This window comes from Streptomyces sp. NPDC058459 (assembly GCF_042721685.1).
In the GTDB taxonomy this organism is placed as follows: domain Bacteria; phylum Actinomycetota; class Actinomycetes; order Streptomycetales; family Streptomycetaceae; genus Streptomyces.
This window is the reverse complement of sequence record NZ_JBHXLV010000124.1, coordinates 1-19,423: the sequence shown is the minus strand read 5'-3', so window position 1 is coordinate 19,423 and position 19,423 is coordinate 1. Positions and strand designations below refer to the sequence as shown.

General features: G+C 71.3%; 8 protein-coding genes and 1 pseudogene. 2 read left to right on the top strand and 7 right to left on the bottom strand.

Translation table 11 applies throughout. From position 1 onward, the window contains the following. From ACFWN1_RS21620 to ACFWN1_RS21590, 7 genes are all read right to left on the bottom strand, one after another. On the bottom strand, positions 1 to 3,366 hold a 3,366-nt coding region (locus ACFWN1_RS21620), incomplete at its 3' end, for an amino acid adenylation domain-containing protein (RefSeq protein WP_384364249.1). Positions 3,367 to 3,413: 47 nt separating this feature from the next. Further along, positions 3,414 to 10,373 carry an amino acid adenylation domain-containing protein gene (locus tag ACFWN1_RS21615; RefSeq protein ID WP_384364247.1) on the bottom strand — a complete coding sequence of 2,320 codons (6,960 nt, stop codon included), beginning with the start codon at positions 10,371 to 10,373 and terminating at the stop codon, positions 3,414 to 3,416. Then, positions 10,370 to 13,783: an amino acid adenylation domain-containing protein gene (locus tag ACFWN1_RS21610; protein ID WP_384364245.1), complete on the bottom strand. Its 3,414-nt coding sequence runs from the start codon at positions 13,781 to 13,783 to the stop codon at positions 10,370 to 10,372. The genes ACFWN1_RS21615 and ACFWN1_RS21610 overlap by 4 nt, the downstream gene beginning before the upstream one ends. Positions 13,784 to 13,833: 50 nt before the next feature. After that, positions 13,834 to 14,115 carry an MbtH family protein gene (locus tag ACFWN1_RS21605; protein ID WP_384364243.1) on the bottom strand — a complete coding sequence of 94 codons (282 nt, stop codon included), beginning with the start codon at positions 14,113 to 14,115 and terminating at the stop codon, positions 13,834 to 13,836. Beyond that, positions 14,093 to 15,412, bottom strand: a complete 1,320-nt coding sequence (locus tag ACFWN1_RS21600; RefSeq protein WP_384364241.1) for an MFS transporter — start codon at positions 15,410 to 15,412, stop codon at positions 14,093 to 14,095. Before ACFWN1_RS21600 ends, ACFWN1_RS21605 begins: the two co-directional genes overlap by 23 nt. Positions 15,413 to 15,433: 21 nt before the next feature. Next, positions 15,434 to 16,378: a TauD/TfdA family dioxygenase gene (locus tag ACFWN1_RS21595; protein WP_384364239.1), complete on the bottom strand. Its 945-nt coding sequence runs from the start codon at positions 16,376 to 16,378 to the stop codon at positions 15,434 to 15,436. After that, positions 16,375 to 18,333: a RiPP maturation radical SAM C-methyltransferase gene (locus tag ACFWN1_RS21590; RefSeq protein WP_384364237.1), complete on the bottom strand. Its 1,959-nt coding sequence runs from the start codon at positions 18,331 to 18,333 to the stop codon at positions 16,375 to 16,377. Before ACFWN1_RS21590 ends, ACFWN1_RS21595 begins: the two co-directional genes overlap by 4 nt. Positions 18,334 to 18,663: 330 nt before the next feature. Between ACFWN1_RS21590 and ACFWN1_RS21585 the strand changes: the two are divergent. Next, positions 18,664 to 19,023 (top strand): annotated as a pseudogene (locus ACFWN1_RS21585) (DegT/DnrJ/EryC1/StrS family aminotransferase); the annotation flags it as partial. 225 nt (positions 19,024 to 19,248) lie between these two features. Then, positions 19,249 to 19,423 (top strand): GlsB/YeaQ/YmgE family stress response membrane protein (locus ACFWN1_RS21580; protein WP_384364251.1); only part of this gene is annotated, 175 nt, incomplete at its 3' end.

The window sequence follows — 19,423 nt, the reverse complement described above, 5'->3', positions numbered from 1 at the left end:
GCTCTGATCCTCGTGGTCGGCACCTTCCGCCGGTGTCTGGAGGGCGTACAGCGGGCCGCGCAGCTCGGGACAGGCGGCGAGATGGCGGAAGCCGGTGGCCTCGCCGCCTGCCGGATGGACGCAGAACAGCGGGGTGCCCTCGCCCCGGGACCGCAGTGCCACGATGTCGTCCGGAAGGGTGTGCGGGACGGTGTCGCGTGCCTTGAGCAACCGGGCGAGGTACTTCGGCGTGGCCGCTCTTCCGGGCCGCCCCACCTCGTGTTCCGGCCCCGGCCTCGTCTTCGGCTCCGAGAAGAGCACGGAGACCGGGAGCTCGGCGCGGAACTCCCCGTTCAGCCGTGCGATCAGCCGTACGGCCAGCAAGGAGTGGCCGCCGAGCGTGAAGAAGTCGTCGTCCGCGCCGACGGGGGCGACACCGAGCAGTTCCTCGAAGACCCGGGCCACGGCGGCCTCCACCGGGTCGGCCAGCGGTGGGCCGGCCCCCTCCTCCGACGAGACCGTGGACCCGGTGGGGCCGGCGTGGACGAGGGATCGCACCGCGGCCTGGTCCACCTTGCCGTTCGACGTGAGGGGTATCGCCTCGGTCCTGGCATACGTGGCCGGCACCAGTTGGGCCGGCAGCCGCTCGGCCAGGTGAGTGCGCAGGGCCTGCGTCGTCGTGGTGTGGACGTCGTCGGCGACGACGCAGGCGGCCAGGTGGTCGCCGTACTGCTCGTCCGCGACCAGGACGACTGCGGCGTCCCGCACACCGGGGTGCCGCAGCAGCGCGGCCCGGATCTCCTCGGGTTCCGCCCGAAACCCGTTGACCTTGATCTGGTCGTCCACTCGCCCCAGGTACCGGATCAGGCCGTCCGGGCCGACGCAGGCGAGGTCGCCCGAGCGGTAGATCCGGCGTCCGGGTTCCGGTGGGAAGGGATGCGGTACGAACCGTTCGGCGGTGGCGGCCGGGGCGCCCAGATATCCGCGGGCGAGGCTTGTGCCGCCTATGTAGATCTCACCCGGTATCCCCACCGGAACGGGGGTGAGGTTCTCGTCCAGGACGAGGATCTCGGCGTGGTCCATGGGCCGGCCGATGGGGACGGGGCCGGGGCCGTCGTCGGCGCCCAGCTCGTGGACGCAGACTCCGACGGCGGTCTCGGTCGGCCCGTACTCGTTGAAGATCCTGGTCCCCGGGGCGTGTGCCCTCCAGGTGTCGACCGCACTCCTGTCGAGGGCCTCACCGCCGAGGACGAGGGAGCCGGTGGTACCGGTGAAGTCTCGTGGGTCCAAGGACTGGTTGACGACCTTGAGGTGCGATGGGGTCAGCTTGAGCAGGCCCAGGCCGGTCCGGCCGGCCAGGTCCGCGGAGAGGGCGAGGGCGTCCCGCCACGCGGGGTAGAGGAGGACGGGGCGACCGGTGACCAGCGGCAGGAACAGACTCGTCACGGTGAGGTCGAAGCCGATCGAGGAGTGCGCCATCGCTCCGCCCCCGCCGCCCCGTCCGTACGCGCCGTCGCCCTGCCCGCAGTCCTCGCCGCCGTCGGGAACGGCAGCCGCGGCGAGGTACGTTCGAGCGCTCCACACCAAGTAATCGCACACAGCCCGGTGGGGCACCATCACACCCTTCGGTGTCCCGGAGGAGCCGGAGGTGAACATGATGTACGCGAGCTGGTCCGGGCCTGTCTCGCACGGCTGTCCGGGTCCGGCTTCCGCGTCCGTTCCGGCGGACGGCAGGTCCCGCAGGTCGACGCACGCGACCCCCTCGGCCGCCACCGCCTCGTCCGGACGGTCGGTGAGCAGCGTGCGGCATCCGGCCCGCTCCAGTAGTTCCCGGGTCCGCAGGGGCGGGAGGAGTGGATCGAGCGGCACATACGTCCCTCCAGCCTTGAGCACGGCCAGCAGGGCGACGACCAGCGCGGCCGAGGGGGCGGCCCGCACCGCCACCGGGGTTTCGACGCGGACGCCCCGGGCGCGCAGCGCGCCGCTCCACCGGTCTGCCCGCGTGTCGAGTTCCCGGAAGGTGAGCCGATCGGTTCCGGCCACGACTGCGAGGGCGTCCGGGGAGCGTCGGGCCTGCTGCTCGACGAGGCCGTGCAGGCACCGGCCGTCCGGCTTCGGGAGGCGGGCTCGCAACTGGGCGGCGCCGGCGGCGGGAGGCAGGCTCGCCTCGCACACGGGGGTGGCGGGCGTGGCCAGCACCTGGGCGAGCAGTATGGCGTACTGGTCGGCGAGCACCCGGACATAGGCGTCGTCGAACTGTCGGCCGTCGTAGTGCCAGATCGTGCGGCCTTCCGTCGTGCCCAGGGCGCAGGTCAGCCGCAGGGCATGGGACTCGGTCTCGACGTCGTCCCAGGCCACGGTGAAGGTGACGCCCCCGGCGCACCGCGGTGCCGGGATGTCCGCGTAGACGAAGCCGATGTCGCGTCCCGCCTGATTCGCGGCACGGGAGGACTGGGTGTCCTGCTGGGCCTCCTCAGCGTCGGACAGGGCGCGTTCCGCGCGGGCTGCGAGGGCGTCGAGGACGAGACCGGGGTCGGTCCGCGCGGTGATCTCCGCCCACTGGGCGAAGTGGCCGAGGACGGTGGCCGTCTCCTCGAACTCCCGGCCGCTGAGCAGCGCGTCGACGGTGATGTGGCGCTGTCCGGCGATCCTGGCCAGCAGCGACTGCCAGCAGGCGAGCAGCACGGCCGCCGGCCGCACACGCCGCTGCTGCGCGTAGTCGTGGACGGCCGTCGTGACGGCGTCCGGCAGGGGCGCGGTGACAGTACGGCGCTCCGGTCGGCCGGAGCCGGGAGGCCGACGCAGCGGCAAGGACAGCCGTGAGGTGGGTCCGCCCGGTGCCGGGTGCGGTGATTCCTCGCCGAACTCCTGGTGCTGCCACTCGGCGAACTGGCTGTGCTGTAGTACCTCGTCGGTGGGCGGGGTGCCCGCATACCGCTCGGCCAGTTCGTCGACGAGCAGCCGCAGCGTGTGACCGTCCGCGGCCAGGGCGGTGGTGGTGAGCAGCAGCGCGTGCCGGCGGGAGCCGAGGGCGAAGAGGTCGGCCCGCAGCACCGGGTCGTCCGGCCCGCCGTGCGACAGCTTCCGCCGGGCGCGGGCCTCCTCGGCGATTCTGCGGCGGCGCGCCGTCTCATCCAGGTGGCTCAGCTCCGCGTGGGACCAGCGGGGACCCGGACGGTCCGCTTCATGGACCACGAGCAGAGCGTCGCGGACCCCCGGCACCCGCCGGTAGACCGAGCGGAGAATCTCGTGCCGGGCCACCGTGTCGTGCAGCGCGGCTGTGAGCCGGTCCGTGTCCAGCTCGCCGTCGACGGTGAGAAGCACCTGCGCCCAGGACAGCACGCCGTGTTCTGCGAGTTCCCACAGCCGCCGCTGACGGAACGACATTCGGAACCCCTCCACCTGCCGCAGCTGTTCCGCGTCCGCCTCCGGCGTCACCGGTACCTCACCATGTCGCCCATGGCGACGAGGAGTTCCCGCTCGCCGCGGAAGGGATTACGGGCATGGGCGGTAAGGATGTTGTCCAGCAGCATCACGTCACCGCGCTCCCAGGGGAAGGAGACCTCCAGCTCCTGGTAGACCCGCAGGATCTCGTGCATCGCCTCGTCGGGTATCTCGGTGCCGTCGCCGAACCGGCAGCTGCGCGGGAGTTCCTCCAGAGCCATGGTGGACAGCATCGACTCCCGTACCTCCGTGGAGAGACAGGCGGTGTGCCAGTGCTGTGCCTGGTTGAACCAGGACCACTCGCCGGTGCGCGGATGGCGCAGCACGGCGGGCCGTACAGCGGTGGTGTGCAACCGGTCGCCGTGCCACTCGTGGCGCAGTCCCTGTCGGGCGCAGCGGGCCTCGGCCTCGGCGCGGTCCCTGGTCCGGAAGACGTCCCGCCAGTCGAGTCCGAGTCCGCTGCCGTAGTTGCGGACGTACATGACCCCCTTGGCGGTGAACTCCTCGCGCACCGCCGGGTCCAGCCTTCGGTGGACGGCGCGGCTGTCGACCAGGGGTGTCTCGCCGCCGGAGGCGGCCGGGCGGGCGCAGCAGAACCAGATGCGGGTCGGGCCTTCGTCGTTGAAGGAGTTCTCGTTGTGCCAGAGCAGCTTCTCCTCCGGCGGGAAGAACACCGGCGTGTAGACGTTGCCGCTGAGTGCGGCTCGCGGGTGCTCGCCGTTCTCGCCGAAGAGGTCGTGGACGAACACGGAGGCGAAGCGTTCCAGGGTGTCCGGGTCGGTGACGGCGAAGCCCCGGAACAGCAGGGCGCCGTGCCGTTCCAGGTCGGTGTCGAGCCGGGTGCGGTGCGAGCGGGCCCAGGCCACCAGGTCGACGTCAAAGCGGCCCGGCCGCAGCACGAGCGGCAGGTCGGCGCCGTCCCGCAGCGGCTCCCGTACGACTACGTCGTCCGAGGCCACGGCGACCTTGGTGGGCTTGATCCCGCGCAGGGCCCCGGGGCCGCGCCGCCCGGCCCGGCCCGGAGCGGAACGGGCCGGGGGAGCCGTCGTGGGCAGGGGTGCTTCGGCGATCGAGGCGTCCGGCCTTGCGGCCATGTCCGCGACCAGCGCGACGTACTGTTCGCGTAGTTCCTCCATGGTCGACGCGTCGAAGAGGTCGGGATCGTAGTTGAGGAACCCGGCGATCCCGTCGTCGTCCTCCTCCAGGACGAGGGTGACGTCGAAGCGGCTGGTGTCGATGAGGTCCACCGTGAACGGGCTCAGCCGTAGGCCGGCCATGGAGTCGGCAGCCCGCCGGTTGCTGTTGAGTACCAGCTTTATCTGAAACAGCGGGCTCCGGTTACGGGTGCGGGGCGGGCTGAGTGCCTTGACGACCTCCTCGAACGGCAGGTCCTGGTGCGCGTAGGCGTCCAACGCCACGTCCTTGGCGCGGCCCAGCAGGTCGCGCCAGATCGGGGCACCGGTGAGGTCGGCACGCAGCACGATCTGGTTGACGAAGAAGCCGATCAGCGGTTCGGTCCTGCTGTCGGAGCGGCCGGCGACGTCCGAGCCCACCACGAGATCGGTCTCCCCTGTCCGCCGATTCACCACCGCGTACAGGGCGGCGAGCAGCGCCATGAACAGCGTGCTGTCCTCCTCCCGGCACAGTGCGCGTATCCCGTCCGCGATCGGGGCCGGGATCCGGAAACGCAGGCTCTTGCCCCGGTTCTCGGGGTGCGCCGGGCGCGGCCGGTCCAGGGGCAACCCCGGCAGGTCGAGGATGCCCCTCAGGCGTGCCGTCCAGTGATCCACCAGACGGTCGAAATGGCCGCCCTCGGCGATTCGGCGCTGCCAGACCGCGTAGTCCGCGTACTGCACGGGCAGCTCGGGCAGGCGGGGCGCTCGGTGCTCGCGGCCCGCCGTGTACAGCTCAGCCAGCTCGTCCAGCAGGACGGCGGCCGACCAGCCGTCCACCGTCACATGATGGGCCGTCAGCAGCAGAACATGGTCCTCCGCGTCCAGCCGGAGCAGCCCGGCTCGCAGTACCGGCCCGGTGGCCAGGTCGAAGGGCTCGGCGTACTGCTCCCTGGCCAGCCTCCGCGCCTCCGGTTCCCGTCGCTCCGGCGGGTGGACGGTCAGGTCGGTGAGCGGGAGCGCGGGAGGGTCGGCGGGCAGTACGGTCTGGAACGGCTGCCCGTCGCGGGCGGTGATCACGGTCCTGAGTACCTCGTGCCGCCGTACGATCTCCGCCACGGCCCGGCGCAGCAGGCCGACGTCGAGTTCGCCCGTCAGCCGGGCGAGGACCGGGAAGTTGTACTGGGCGGTGCCTGGGTCCATCTGGTGGAGGAACCACAGGCGTTCCTGGGCGAAGGAGGCCGGTACGGTCCCGTCCCGTTCGGCGGGGGCCAGGGCGGGCAGTACGGGCCGGTTCTTCTCGGCGACCAGGCCGTCGACGAGGCCGGCCAGTGCGCCGAGTGTCGAGGCGTCGAACGGCCCGCGGATCGGCACCTCCACCTCGAACTCCTCACGCAGCCGGAACACGAGGCGGAAGGTGAGCAGGGAGTGCCCGCCGAGGTCGAAGAAGTCGTCCTCGGCACGGATACCGTCTCGGCCGAGCAGTTCGCTCCAGATGGCGGCCAGTCGGCGTTGTGTGGACGTGAGTTCGACCTCTGGCCGCGCTCCGTGGTCCCCGGTGCCGTACTCGTCCTCGGTCGCCGCCAGCAGGTCCGTGAGCGCGGCGCGGTCGACCTTGCCGTTGGCGTTGAGCGGGATCCGGCGCAGTACGACGTAGCGGGTGGGGAGAAGGGGACCGGGCAGGCGTTCGGTGAGCCGGGACTCGATCCCGGGCAGTGCGGCAAGAGCCGCGGGGCGCCACAGTGGTGCGGTGGCGAGCCGGTGCGGCTCCGCGGCGGTGACGACAGGCGGCAGGGCCGCCGGCGGCGTTCCCCGGCGGTGCAGCAGCAGTTCGTAGGAGCCGTCGGGCCGCCCCTCGGCCCAGCTCGGTTCGGCTTCGTACCCGTGGCGCCCGGCCAGACGGCACAGCTCCTCCGGGTCGTCGCCCGGCCGTACGGCGTCCGGTGCCGCGTCGGAGAGCCGGGCCAGCAACCGCAGGTCCTCCGCCAGCCGGGCGTTGGGGATGCCGCGCAGCACAAGCCGGTCGGGGCGTTCGGTGCCGAGCAGCTCGTCCAGGCCGTCGGCATCCAGGCCCTCCGCCTGCCAGTCCCGCTCCGGCGTTGACCCGGCCGGCCCGGCCCCGGGGCCGTCGTCCGCCGTGCGCTCGCCGGTGACGGTGAGCACGACGTCATAGCGGTAGCGCGTCAGTTCGTTGTCGGCCCTTCCCCGTTTCGGCAGAACCCTTACCGAACCGACCCGCGGCCACCGTGCGGTCAGTCCGCCGAAGAAGCGGGGATCGAGGCAGAGCTCGTTCTCGGTCTCCACGCGCCAGGCGGTCTCGGCGCGCAGGACGGCGTCGGGGGTGTCCGGCCGCGCCCGGTGGGCGGCGACGGAGGAGTGGAAGGCGTCGAGGAGGACGAGGTTGCGCACATCGCCGAGGAACACCCGGCCGCCGGCGGGCAGCGCGTCGATCGCCCGCTCCAGGACCGCCAGCAGGTAGTCCACGGACGGGAAGTACTGGACGACGGAGTTCAGGATCACAGTGTCGTACGTCTCTCCCGGGCGGATCGCGAGGTGGGCGGGGCCGACCCGCAGCCCGATCCGCTCAGGGGCGACGGTGGTGCCGATCTCACGCCGCAGCCGTTCGATGACCTGCTCGGACAGGTCGACGCCCTGGTAGGACTCGCAGTCGGGGGCGACCCGGGCGAGGATCAGGCCGGTGCCGCAGCCGATCTCCAGGACCCGGTTCGGCCGCAGCGTGCGTATGCGGTCGACCGTGGCGTCGAGCCACTCACGCATCGCGTCGGCCTCGATCGGGTCGCCGGTGTAGCTGCTGTTCCAGCCGGCCAGGTCGGACGACGGGCCGGCGGGGCGCTCCACTCTGCCGTAGGTGTCCTCGTACAGTGTCCGCCAGCGGCTCACCCAGTCCGTCTCGGCCGCCGCGTCGGGCGGTGCGCCGGCCTCGATGCCGGGGCTGACGAAGGCGACCAGCTGCCGGGACTCGGGGGCGGGTCCGAGCGCGATCACGGCAGCCTCCCGGACCGCCGGATCCCGGGCCAGCTCGGCGGCCACTTCTCGCGGCTCGACGCGGTGACCACGTATCTTCACCTGGTCGTCGAAGCGGCCCAGGTATTCGAGGTCTCCGCCGACCGTGCGGCGCACCCGGTCACCGGTCCGGTACAGACGTCCGCCTGCGTCGCCGCCGAAAGGATCGGGGACGAAGCGCTCCGCCGTCAGTCCGGGACGGTTCCAGTAGCCGTGGCAGACACCCGCCCCACCGACGAACAGCTCTCCGGGCGCGCCCGGTGGCACCGGGTTCATCGCCTCGTCGAGCACGTACAGCCGGACGTGGTGCACGGGCCTGCCGATCGGCACACGGCCGAAGCCGCCGGCCGGGTGCGCGCTGTCGTACGCAGCGCAGGCCACGGCGGTCTCCGTCGGGCCGTACTCGTTGACGATCCGGGGCGCTCCGCCGGCCGTGCGCCAGGCCGCGAGCTGCTCCTCGTGCAGTTCCTCGCCGCCGACCACCAGGGTGCGGGTCCACGCCCCGGCACGCGCGGGGGCCGTGGAGCCCTCCAGCATCCTCAGGTGGGAGGGGGTGAGCTTGACGAAGGCGAGGCCGGTGTCCGCCTCGGCCGAGGCGCGCAGGGCCTCGCCGGGAGCGCCGGAGTCGTCGGCGAGCAGCAGGCGCCGGCCGGCCAGCAGCGGGGCGAAGAGGCTCGTCACGGTCAGGTCGAAGGAGAGCGAGGAATGCACGGGGACAGCGCCGTCCGCCCCGGGCGGCAGGTAGGTCTCCACCGCCCACAGGAGGTAGTTGACGACCTGGCGGTGGGAGAGCATGGCGCCCTTGGGCCCGCCGGTCGAGCCGGAGGTGTACATCAGGTACATCAGGTCGTCGGGCCCGGCGTCATCTTCCGGCGGGGCCCCGGCCGCCTCCTCGGTCACCTGGTCCATGTCCACGACGACGGTCGGAATGCCCGGGATCGCCGGGCTCCCGGGTCGTACGTCGGTGACCAGCAGCACGGCCCCGCTGTCGTGCAGCATGTGATCACGTCGGACCTTCGGATAGGCCGGGTCGAGCGCCACGTACGCGGCGCCGCTCTTCAGGACGGCGAGCAGCGCGACCAGCGCCTCGGGCGTGCGGGGCAGCAGCACCGCGACCACGCGGCCGGGACCGGCACCGAGGCCGCGCAGCCGGTGGGCGAGGCCGTTGGCCCGGCGGTCGAGTTCCCGGAAAGTCAGGTCGGCGCGTCCCGGCGCCGACACGGCCACCGCGTCGGGCGCGGTGCGCGCCCGCTCGGCGAAGAGCCGGTCCACGCGCGCGTCCTCGGGGCGGGCGGCAGGCGCGCCATGGCCTTCGCGCAGGATCTGCTCGCTTTCCACGGCCGTCAGCAGCGGCAGTTCACCGATCCGTGTGCCGGGGGTGGCGGCCACGGCGTCGAGCAGGACACCCAGCGATCGGGCGAGCCGCTCACCGGTCGCCGTGTCGAACAGGTCCGTGGCGTGGATGAGCCGGACCTCCAGTCCGGCGTCGGTCTCCCAGATGTTCAGGTCGAGGTCGAAGCGGGCGGCGTCGTGGTCCAGGTGGTCCAGTGGAAGGAGATCGATCCCGCCCGGCAGGGTACGAACCGGACGCGGCGGCGTGTTGTGCAGGGTGAAGTTGACCTGGTAGATCGGGTTCCGGCCGAGGCTGCGCTCCGGGTGCAGCCGCCGGGCGATCAGGTCGAGGGGCACGTCCTGGTTCTCGTACGCCTCCAGGCACGTCGTGCGGACTTCGGCCAGGAAGTCCTCGAAGGACGGCTGCCGTGCGACCCGCGAGCGGAGCGGGACCGAGTTGGCGAAGAAGCCGACCAGGTCGTGGAAGCCGCGGTAGCGCCGGTTGGCGACGGGGGTGCCGACCACCACGTCGTCGTGGCCGCCGTACCGGGCGAGCACGATCTGGAACGCCGCGAGCAGCACCATGAACAGGGTGCTGCCGGTGCGCGCGGAGAGCTTCCGCAACTCGTCCGTCACGGACGCGGGAACGGTGGACACAGTGGACTCGGCGCGCCCCTGGGGATGCTCGGGCCGGGGACGGTCGGCGGGCAGCGGCATCGGGTCCGGAGCACCGGCCAGTTGGCGTTCCCAGTAGTCCAACTGACCTGCGGCCTCGGCGCCTTCGGCCCACTCGTGTTGCCAGCGGGCGTACTCGGCGTACTGCACCGTGTGGGCGGGCGGTTCGGGTGTCCGCCCGTCCAGGCGCGCCCCGTACGCGGTGCCCAGATCGCTCAGGAGGACGCCGAGCGACCAGCCGTCGACGACCGCGTGGTGGAAGGTGAGTACCAGGACCGCGTCGTCGGCGGCGAGGCGGAGCAGCCGGAACCGCGTCAGCGGTCCCTCGGCCAGGTCGAAGCGTTCCTCGGCGTCCGCCCGCGCGAGCCGCTCGGCCTCCGCCTGCCGGTCGTGCCCGGACAGCTCGGACAGGTCGACGACGGACAGCGCACGATGCCGGTGCGGCAGGACCCGCTGCACCGTACGGCCGTCCCGGACCGGAAGGACGGTGCGCAGGACGGCATGGTGTCGCAGCAGGTCGTTGAGGGCGGCTTCGAGGGCGGTGTCGTCCAGTGGTCCGGTGAGCCGGTGCACGACGGGGCTGTGGTAGGCCGGGCTGTCCGGATCCAGCCCGGACAGGAACGCCATCCGCCGCTGGGTGAAGGACGCGGGGGCCTCCCCGTCGTCGTCCAGGGCGGGCAGCCCGGTCGGGGCGCCCTTTTCCCAGAGACGCTGTCGCAGCAGGGCCCGCTGTCCGGCAGGGAGGCGTTCGATCCTGCTCCGCAGATCCGCGTCGATCGCGTCGGCCGTCCTCGTGGTGCGCGTCATGCGGCTCCCCCTGCTCGTCCCTCGGCGCGCCGGGACTCGGCCAGCCGCTCCAGTTCGGCCACCAGGCCATCGAGTTGTTCCCCGTCGCCGTCCGCTCGCGTGGACGCCGGTACGGCCGCCGCCTCCGCGGCGGCCCGCTCGACTTCGACGGCGAGGCCGGCCAGGGTCGGTACGTCGAACAGGGTGCGCAACGGCAGCGCTACGCCCAGTCGTTCGCGGACCGAGGCACGCACCACCGAGGCCAGCAGTGAGTGACCCCCTATGAGGAAGAAGCTGTCGTGCACCCCGAAGGACCGCACGCGCAGGGCACCCGCCCAGATCTCCCACAGGGCGCGCTCCGTCGCCGTCCTCGGCGGCACGGTGTCGGCGTCCGGCAGGCCGGCCGCGTCCCCGGCGATGCCGGGCAGCGCCCGTCCATCGATCTTCCCGCTGGGCGTCGTGGGCAGCTCGTCGAGCAGGACGACATGGCCGGGCACCATGTGCGACGGCAGCCGGTCCCGCAGCCCACCCAGCACCTCCGGCGGGGACGGCCGGCGTCCCGGCCCGGGGACCACGTAGGCCACGAGCCTCCGGTCCCCGGCGACGTCGACTGCCCGCACGACGCATTCGCGCACGTCGTCGCGGTCCAGCAGCGCCGCCTCGACCTCTCCCGGCTCTATGCGGTAGCCACGGATCTTCACCTGCTGGTCGGCCCGGCCCAGGAAGTCCAGCGCACCGTCCGGGAGCCTTCGCACCAGGTCTCCGGTGCGGTACATGCGCGCCCCTGGCCCAGGGGCGAACGGATCCGGCAAGAAGTGCTCAGCGGTGGGGCCCGGACGGCCCAGATAGCCCCGGGCAACCCCCAGCCCGCCGACGTACAACTCGCCTTTCACCCCGATCGGTACTCGGCTCAGCTCCTGATCCAGCACGTGCAGCGTGGTGTTGGCGAGGGCGGAGCCGATCGGCACGCTCGGGGTGTCCTCGGGCAACCGGTCCACCAGATGGGTCGTGGAGAACGTCGCGTTCTCGCTCGGGCCGTAACCGTTGTGCAGGTGCCCGGGGGGCGCGCCGCCGTGCAGCACCGCGCGCGTGCGCCGGGGGTCCATCACCTCTCCGACGACGAACAGGTGGCGCAGCCCGCCGAAGGCCCTCGGGTCGATGTCGACCACCCGGTTGAAGAGGGTGCCGGTGAGGGCGACGATCGTCGGCCGCAGGTCACGCAGCGCGGCCAGCACCTCGTCGGGCCCGAGCGGTTCCTCGCCGGGCAGCACGTCCACCCGGGCGCCGTTGCACAGCGCCCCCCACACCTCGAAGGCGGTGATGTCGAAGGCAGGGTCGCCGAGGTGCAGCAGGACGTCGCCGGGGCCGATGGACACGTGGTCGGTCGCGGTGATCAGTCGCACGACGGCCCGATGGGGTATCCCCACAGCCTTGGGCCGCCCGGTCGACCCAGAGGTGTACACCACGGCGGCCAGCCCGACGGGGTGGGAGCGGGACCGCGGAAGCATGCTGTGGCGGCTCTGCCTGACGTGCTCCGGGCCACCTGCCACCGGCGTGCGGTGTGCCGGGCCGGCCGCGGGGAGCGACTGCCGCCGCAGGGCGGTCGTATCGGCGCCGTCGTGTCCGGCGTCGGTGAGTCGCAGCAGGGGTACGCCCAGGCCGTGCAGCCAGGCAGGCGGTTCGGCGCGGCTGACGACGGCCGAGATCCCGGCGTCGCGCGCCATGAACGACAGTCGTTCCTCGGGGTGGCCGGGGTCGAGGACGAGGGGGGCGCCCCCGGCCAGGAGTACGCCGAGCATGCCCGTGACCAGGTCGGCGGAGCGCGGCATGTGCAGGGCGACGACGGAGTCCGGGGTGACGCCGGCCGCGATCAGGGTCCGACCGACATGCTCGGCCCGCTCCCGCAGCCGTGCGTACGTCGAGGTTCCGGTGGGGTCGGAGAGGGCGACGGCCTGCGGCGTGCGGTCCGCCCGAGCGAGGAACAGGCCGTCCACGGTGGCTGGTTCGGGCAGGGGACAGTCGGTGGCGTTCCAGGCGTCGAGCTGAACCCGGTCCTCGGGCGACAATACCGGAATGTCCCCGATCCGACGGTCGGGAGTCTCGGCGAGGGCGGTGAGCAGCGCGCGTAAGGCGGTCGCCACGCGGTCGGCCGACTCCGGCAGCCACAGGTCGGACGCGAGACGCAACTCGACGGCGAGGCCGCTTCGCTGGTCGTCATCGCCATCGGTCACCGTGCATCGCAGGTCACAGGGGACGGTCGCGTCGTCCAGGGTGAGCGCGGACGTGGTGCATCCCGCGGCGGTGAAGCCCGTACGCCGGGCTCCCCTCACGTCGAAGACCGCCCGGCAGAGCGGGTGGCGGCTCAAGTCCTGCTCGTGACCGAAAAGTTGGACGAGCCGCCCGAAGGGGACATCAGCGTGCCGCGCGGCTTCTTCCCGGGTGCGTGCGACGCGCCGCACCGCTTCTCGTAGGGAGGGACGGCCCGCCAGGTCGACCCGCAGCAGGAGCAGATCCTCGTACGGCCCGAACGCTGTCCGCGTGGACTCCGGCGGACGACGGTCCACGGGGGTACCGAACACCACGTCGTGCTGACCCGTCCAGCGCGCCAGCAGCACGGTGAAGGCGACCGCCGGCACCGTCCACGCCGGCACGCCCTCCTCGCGGGCGAGTCGCCGCAGGGCCTCGGCGTGCCGGGCGTCGAGGAGCAGGCCGCGGCTCGTCGCCCGGTGAGTCGGTGTCCTCGGCCGAATCCGGTCGACCGGCAGGTCGAGCGGCGGGAGACCCGACAACTGCCGCTTCCAGTACGGCAGCCCCTCATCCCGGATTTCCCGCTCCGGGGGCGTCCGGTCCGCGTACGAGAGCGGGAGCTGCGCCGGGTCCTCGCCCAATGCCGCGTAACGGCAGGCAAGTTCATGCTCCAGCACAGTGAGCGACGCCCTGTCGGCCACGATGCGGTGCGCTGTGAGCAGCAGCACATGCCGCTCCTCGCCGGTGTACACCAGGGTGGCGCGTAGCACGGGCCCGCTGCCGAGGGCGAAGGGCCGGCCGCTCTCCTCGGCAAGTACACCCTGCAGCTCCGCCTCTGGCACGGATCCGTCCCGGGCGTCCGTCCCCGGCGCGGATCCTCCCGCGATGTCCAGGTACCGCAGCGGCACGTCGGCCGTCGCGCGGACGGTACGGCGCGGCCCGTCCCCGTGATCGTCGAAGGTACTGCGGAGCAGCTCGTGGCGGGAGACACACTCTCGCAGGGCGGACGCCAGCCGGCCGGCGTCCAGCGGGCCTTCGACCAAAGTGGCGGCGGACACGTGGTGGACGGGCCCAGCGACGGCGATCTGCTCCAGGTACCAGAGTCTCTTCTGGCCGTGGGAGAGCGCCAGTCGGGGCGCCCCTGCCGAGCGGGCCGTCGGTCGTGTTTCCGGGTCGTCGTGCACGATGGCCTTCCCTGGTTCGCGGTACGGCGGGTGCGGTGACGGACTGGGCGTCAGCCGGCCCGGTCGGCGCCCTTCGCCACCGGTCCGTCCTCTGCGTTCAGTCGGGCCGGTGCGTCCTGTTCGCCTGCCCTCAGGCGACGGCGCAGGCTCAGCGGACGCATGTCGGTCCACACGTCCTCGATATGAGCGAGACATTCGGATTTCGAGCCGGTCCTGCCCGCGTCCGACCATCCGGCCGGGTTGTCCCGGTCGGCGGGCCAGACGGAGTACTGCTCCTCATGGTTGACCACGACCTTGTACCGCCGGTCGTCATCGTCGGGCTTCGGCGTCATCCCCGTGACTCTCTTCTCGTGTCAGCCGCGCGTGAGTGGGCCGGCTCTGCGGGAGCGGTACGGCGGTCTGCTCCGGCCGGCGCTGTCGAATGGGGGTAAAGGCGGCGCCCACCACCACGGCCAGGAAGACGAGCGCCACCGCGGTCAGCGGCCCGCGTGCCCCCAGCCGGCCGACCAGGGCGGTGAGCAGAGCCGCGCCGAGGGGCGCGAGACTGCCGTGGATCGTCCAGAACGCGGAGGTGACCCGGCCGAGCAGATGGTCGGGCGTGACCTGCTGGCGCAGGGACATCGAGCAGACGCCCGCCAGCGCCATGCCGAAGGAGTAGAGACAGATCGTCACGGCCGCCACGGACACCCGCCCGGTCTCGCCCAGTACCAGCACCGACACCGAGCAGAGACTCATCGCGCCGAGCCAGCAGGGGCCGAACCCCCAGGAGCGGCGCAGTCTGGCGGTCGCGGCGGCGGCCGCGCACGTGCCGAGCCCGGCCAGCGCGAGGACGTAGCCCACTGTGCGTTCGTCCCGCCCCAGACCGTGCCGGAGGTGGTAGATGAACACGTCGGTCATGCCCAGGCTGAGGAAGGTGGTGACGGTCAGCAGCACGGTGAGCGCCCGCAGCACCGGCGTGCGCCACAGGAACGCGGCGCCGGCCCGGAAGCCGGAGCGCAGGTCCTGGGCCCGAGCCGCGTTGCTCTCGGCCTCGTCGGCCGGCAGCCGCGCGATGGGCCTGAACCTGATGAACGCGAGGCCCACCAGAGAGATCCCGAAGCTGCCCGCATTGATCGCGACGGCGGCCGTCGGCCCGAAGAATCCGGCCACCACACCGGCCAGGGCCGGGCCGGCGATGTACGCGACCGCGTTCGTCGCCTCCAGCCGGCCGTTCGCCGCGACGATCTGCTCCTTGTCGACGAGGTTCGCCACGGCGGTGACATACGTGATCTTGAACAGCATCTCGAAGACCGAGGCCAGCGCCATGACCACGTACAGCAGCCAGATCTGCGGGCTCAGGGCCCAGCAGACCGGGATCGCGCCGTACAGCACCAGCCGGGCGGCATCACACAGCATCAGCAGGCGCCGCCGGTCGAAGCGGTCGGCCCAGGTACCGCCGACCATACCGGTGAGCAACGAGGTGGCGCCGGCGACGGCCGTGAGCAAGCCCATCTGCGCCGCCGACCCGGTGGTGTGCAGCACCAGCAGCGGAAGCGCCACCAGAGAGAAGGCGTTGCCGACCTCGGACAGCGCCTGGACCGCCCAGAAGACGGAGAAGTCCCGGTCGGACCAGAGTGAACGCGCGAACATGCGAGGTCTTCCGTCCTGGGGCTAGCGGTCGGGGGTGTACGGCTCCGCCATGGCGACCGCGATCCGGCGGGGCCCCGTGAACGGCTCGCGGCCGTGCGAGACCAGCATGTTGTCGATCACCAGGACGTCGTCCGCACGGTAGTCGAAGCGGGTCGCCGCGGCCCGGTAGCAGGCCCGGAGATGGTCCATGACGGCGTCCGGGATCGGTCCGCCGTCGCCGTAGTAGGTCTGGCTGGGCAGATTCTCCTCGCCCAGCATCTCCAGCAGCCCGAGCCGGGCTGACTCCGGCAGCGTCGTGACGTGGAAGACCGTCGCGTGGTTGAACCACACCGGTTCGCCGGTCACCGGATGCCGGTGCACGACCTCCCGTACCACCCGGGTGCGCAGCCCGCCGCCGGGCAGCCACTGTGCCTCGATGTCCCGCTCCCGGCAGTACCGCTCGACCGCCGCGCGGTCCTCGGTGGCGAACGCCTCCTGCCACGGCAGGCCGACCAGGTCGCCGTAGTTGCGTACGACTGTCCAGCCGCGCCGGTCGAACTCCCGGCGCACCTCGTCGTCGACGGCGGCCAGCACCCGCCGGGTGTCGGCCAGCGGCGTGGCGCCCCGGGTCAGCGGCGGGCGCACACAGTGGAAGAACAGGGTCAGCGGCCAACTCGCCTGGTACGAATTCTCGTTGTGCAGGAAGATCTCTTCACCAGGGGGGTAGTCGGTGGACGTGTAGACGTTCCCCTTGATCACACTCCGGGGGGAGGAACGCTCGGTGTACGGCAGCGGCTCGCCGGAGAGCGCGCGGACGATGTCCGCGAAGCCGTCGGCTCCCCCGATGTCGAAGCCGCGCAGCAGCAGCGCACCGCGTTCGCGCAGCGCGGCCCGGAGTTCCTCCCTCCGGGCGCACAGCCGTCGGACGGCCGGCTCGCCGTGTCCCTCAAGGACCAGCGGGAGCATCGGGGTGGTCTCGACCGTCATCGCGGTGCCTCCGACAACAGCGGCAGCAGCCGCCGGACGCCGGCCGTGGTGTGCTCCTCCCGCGCGGGTTCCTCGATCACACCGTCCGCTCCGGTCAGCACCAGGCTCATCACCCGGCCGTGCTCCGCGAAGAGGAACCGCTGTTCGGTCAGGGTGTCCAGGCGTTGCCGCAGATCGTCCGGCCCCTCCGGCCAGTCCCGGGCCAGCTGCTCGGGTCTGGCCGGCGAGGACAGTCGGCGCAGCAGCCGGCCAGTCACCGAGTCGACCGGGTGCGTCCGGAGAGCCCCGGATCGGGAATCACGGACCGTGAGCCGGCCGCCGTCATCGGCGACCAGCCGCAGCTCGCGACGGGCCGCTCCGTCCTCCTCGTACCAGGCTGCACGCCACTGGCTGACCAGCCCGCTCAACTCATCGTGCCACTCGACCGCGTCGAGCATGTACGGCGCCAGGTTCTGGTCGGCGAAGAAGTACGCGAGATCGGACAGCGCTGACTCGTCGAAGGGATACGTGAGGGAGTAATAGTCCACTGGCTTCAGGACGAGCCCGTACTCGTCGCTCCGCTTGAAGTAGGGACTGAAGCGGTCGAAGCGCACCATGTACACGCCGTGCGGCGGCATCAGGTGCACGAAGTCGCCAAGTTCCTCGGCGTACTTGCGGTAGACCGTCGGGTCCTCGCCGGGGAAGCCGATCAGCAGGTTCCACTCGGGCTTGATCCCGAACTCCTCGCAGTTCTTGAGGAACTGCAGGTTCTGGAACGCGGTCGTGCCCTTGCCCATCAGTTTGAGCGTCGAGGAGGACAGCGCCTCGATGCCGGGCTGGACGACGGTGACGCCCGCGTCCGTCATGGCGCGCAGATCCTGACGGCTCAGGGGGAGCTTGACCTCGTAGAAGATCTCGGCCCCCGGTGGCGGGTCGAGTCGAGGGAAGACCTCACGCGAGTAATTGCGTGGCATCACATTGTCCGTGCAGAAGAGCGAGGTGTAGGCAGGCGCGAATCCGAATAGCCACTCGAACTGCTTGACTGCCAGGTCCGGAGACATGGCCCGAAACGCCATGCTTTCACCGTTCAGCCCGCAGAAGGTACAGTGCGAACGCTGTCCCCACCAGCAGCCACGGGACGTCTCGAAGAACAGCATGGGTTTGCTGGTACCCGTGCGCCGCAGTTCCGGATGGCCCTCCAGCGCCTCGAAGAAACTGTCGTAGTCGGGTAGGAAGAAGTCGTCGATGTCGCGTTCCGCGCCGATGGCCTTACGGAAGCGCGGGTCTCGGCAGTTCCGCTCGGAAAGGATTCCTGGAACGGAGTCGGCGCGCTCCAGATCCTCGTCGAGGACACTCCGCAGGAACTCGCCAAAAGTGTTCAGTGCGGGTCCGGAGAAAACGAAGTCGACGGCCTGCACATGCTCGGCGACCACGGAGCCCATGGGCGCCTCGCAGTTCGCCCCACCGAGCACGACGAGCGTCTGGGGGCTGCGCTCCTTGATCAGCCGCGCCAGGGCGATACTCGGCACATGCTGGGCGAACATCGAGCTGAACCCCACGATGTCGGCCTCGTCGAGCCGGTGACGGCCAATCAGTTCCTCGCAGAACTCCCGCAGTCCGTCCCGCGCCGACAGGATCTGCTCACGGAAGCCGGCCCACCGGGTACCCCGGTAGTAGCGCTGAAAGTACTCGGCGGCAGTGTCGGCCTCGCCCGGAAAAGCGATGTGCCGGAACAGCCAGTCCCCGATCCCTGTATCCACATGATCGTGACTCACGGAGAGGGCCTCGTACAGTCGTGCCCCGAAGAACTCGGCCATATCCTGGTTGAGATAGCACACGTGCGCTCGCGCCCGGTCGTTGAACTCCCGGTGAACGAGAGTTGACAACTGCCCCAGGGCGAATGACGGACGATTCCAGTCGGCGAATGGCATGTTCACTAAAGCGACATGCAACAACTGCGGCCTCCTCGTGATCATTCGTTTTGAATCTAGTGCGCCACGGCTTGAGTCACAAGAGATGTTCAGGCCAACGGATCTTCCGACGGATGCGGGGCGAGATCCGGATGAACTCGTGTTCTTTTCCTGCTGCCGTACAGGTGCGCCCGAAGTGGTCAGACGGGTGTTCGCCGAAGATCCCGCCGGCGTGGCGGCTGGTCCTCGCGCTGGATGACGCGGTCGGGACGGGGTGATGATCTGGCCATGGGGGCGCGGACGCCGACCCGGCGTCCGCCGATGTCGCGTCGCGGAGAGTCATAAGACCGGACGCTACGTGGCCGGCCACCATCTGAGCCGTAGCCGTCACCCGTCATGACGCGTTCGACCGCCTACCGGGGGCCGTCGCACGGGAGTCGGACGACGCCATGCCGCACTGTTCCGGACCGTCCGAGCCGGGTGCGCAGCGCGAGCGGATCGCGGCGGCGCTCGGGGACTGCGCTCACGGGTGGGGCGCTGTCAGTGGCGGACGGCTCCGGCGTGATCGGGGAACTGGAGCAGCGGATCGGGAACGTCCTGGGCCCGCGGGATCGACTGTCGTTCTCCTCGGCCAGCGCCGCTCTGCATGCGGCCTACCTCCCGCTGAACATGCCGCCCGGTTCGGAGGTGATCGGGCCGGTCACCACGTTCCACGCCTCGTTGAGCCCAACACCGCACGCCGGGCTCGACGCTGTGCTCATCAATCATCAATGTCGAACCGACCGCCGGGAACCCGCGCCCGGCGGCCCTGGAGGCGGCGATCACCCCGCTGACACCGCCGGCCGCCCTGCGCAGACAGCACGTAGGACCCGGTCTGTAGCCGAGGCGATAGATTCCGGCCACCTGCGAGGTTTGGCAGTCGCCTCAACGCGCATACGTCGTGTTGACGAAACCTTTATGGGACCAGCTAGGAGACGTGTCATGGGCATCATCGCGTGGATTCTCATCGGCCTGATCGCCGGGTTCATCGCTAAAGCGATCACGCCGGGGAAGGACCCGGGCGGGGTCATCATCACGATCCTGATCGGCATAGCGGGCGGCCTGCTGGGCGGCTTCCTCGGCAAGGTCATCTTCGGTGTCGACTCCATCGACGGCT

What these genes read in the sequence shown, in the direction of transcription:
- ACFWN1_RS21615 (WP_384364247.1), bottom strand. Translation starts at nt 10,373, where the DNA reads ATGACGCGCACCACGAGGACGGCCGACGCGATCGACGCGGATCTGCGG.
- ACFWN1_RS21605 (WP_384364243.1), bottom strand. Translation starts at nt 14,115, where the DNA reads ATGACGCCGAAGCCCGACGATGACGACCGGCGGTACAAGGTCGTGGTC.
- ACFWN1_RS21600 (WP_384364241.1), bottom strand. Translation starts at nt 15,412, where the DNA reads ATGTTCGCGCGTTCACTCTGGTCCGACCGGGACTTCTCCGTCTTCTGG.
- ACFWN1_RS21595 (WP_384364239.1), bottom strand. Translation starts at nt 16,378, where the DNA reads ATGACGGTCGAGACCACCCCGATGCTCCCGCTGGTCCTTGAGGGACAC.
- ACFWN1_RS21590 (WP_384364237.1), bottom strand. Translation starts at nt 18,333, where the DNA reads ATGATCACGAGGAGGCCGCAGTTGTTGCATGTCGCTTTAGTGAACATG.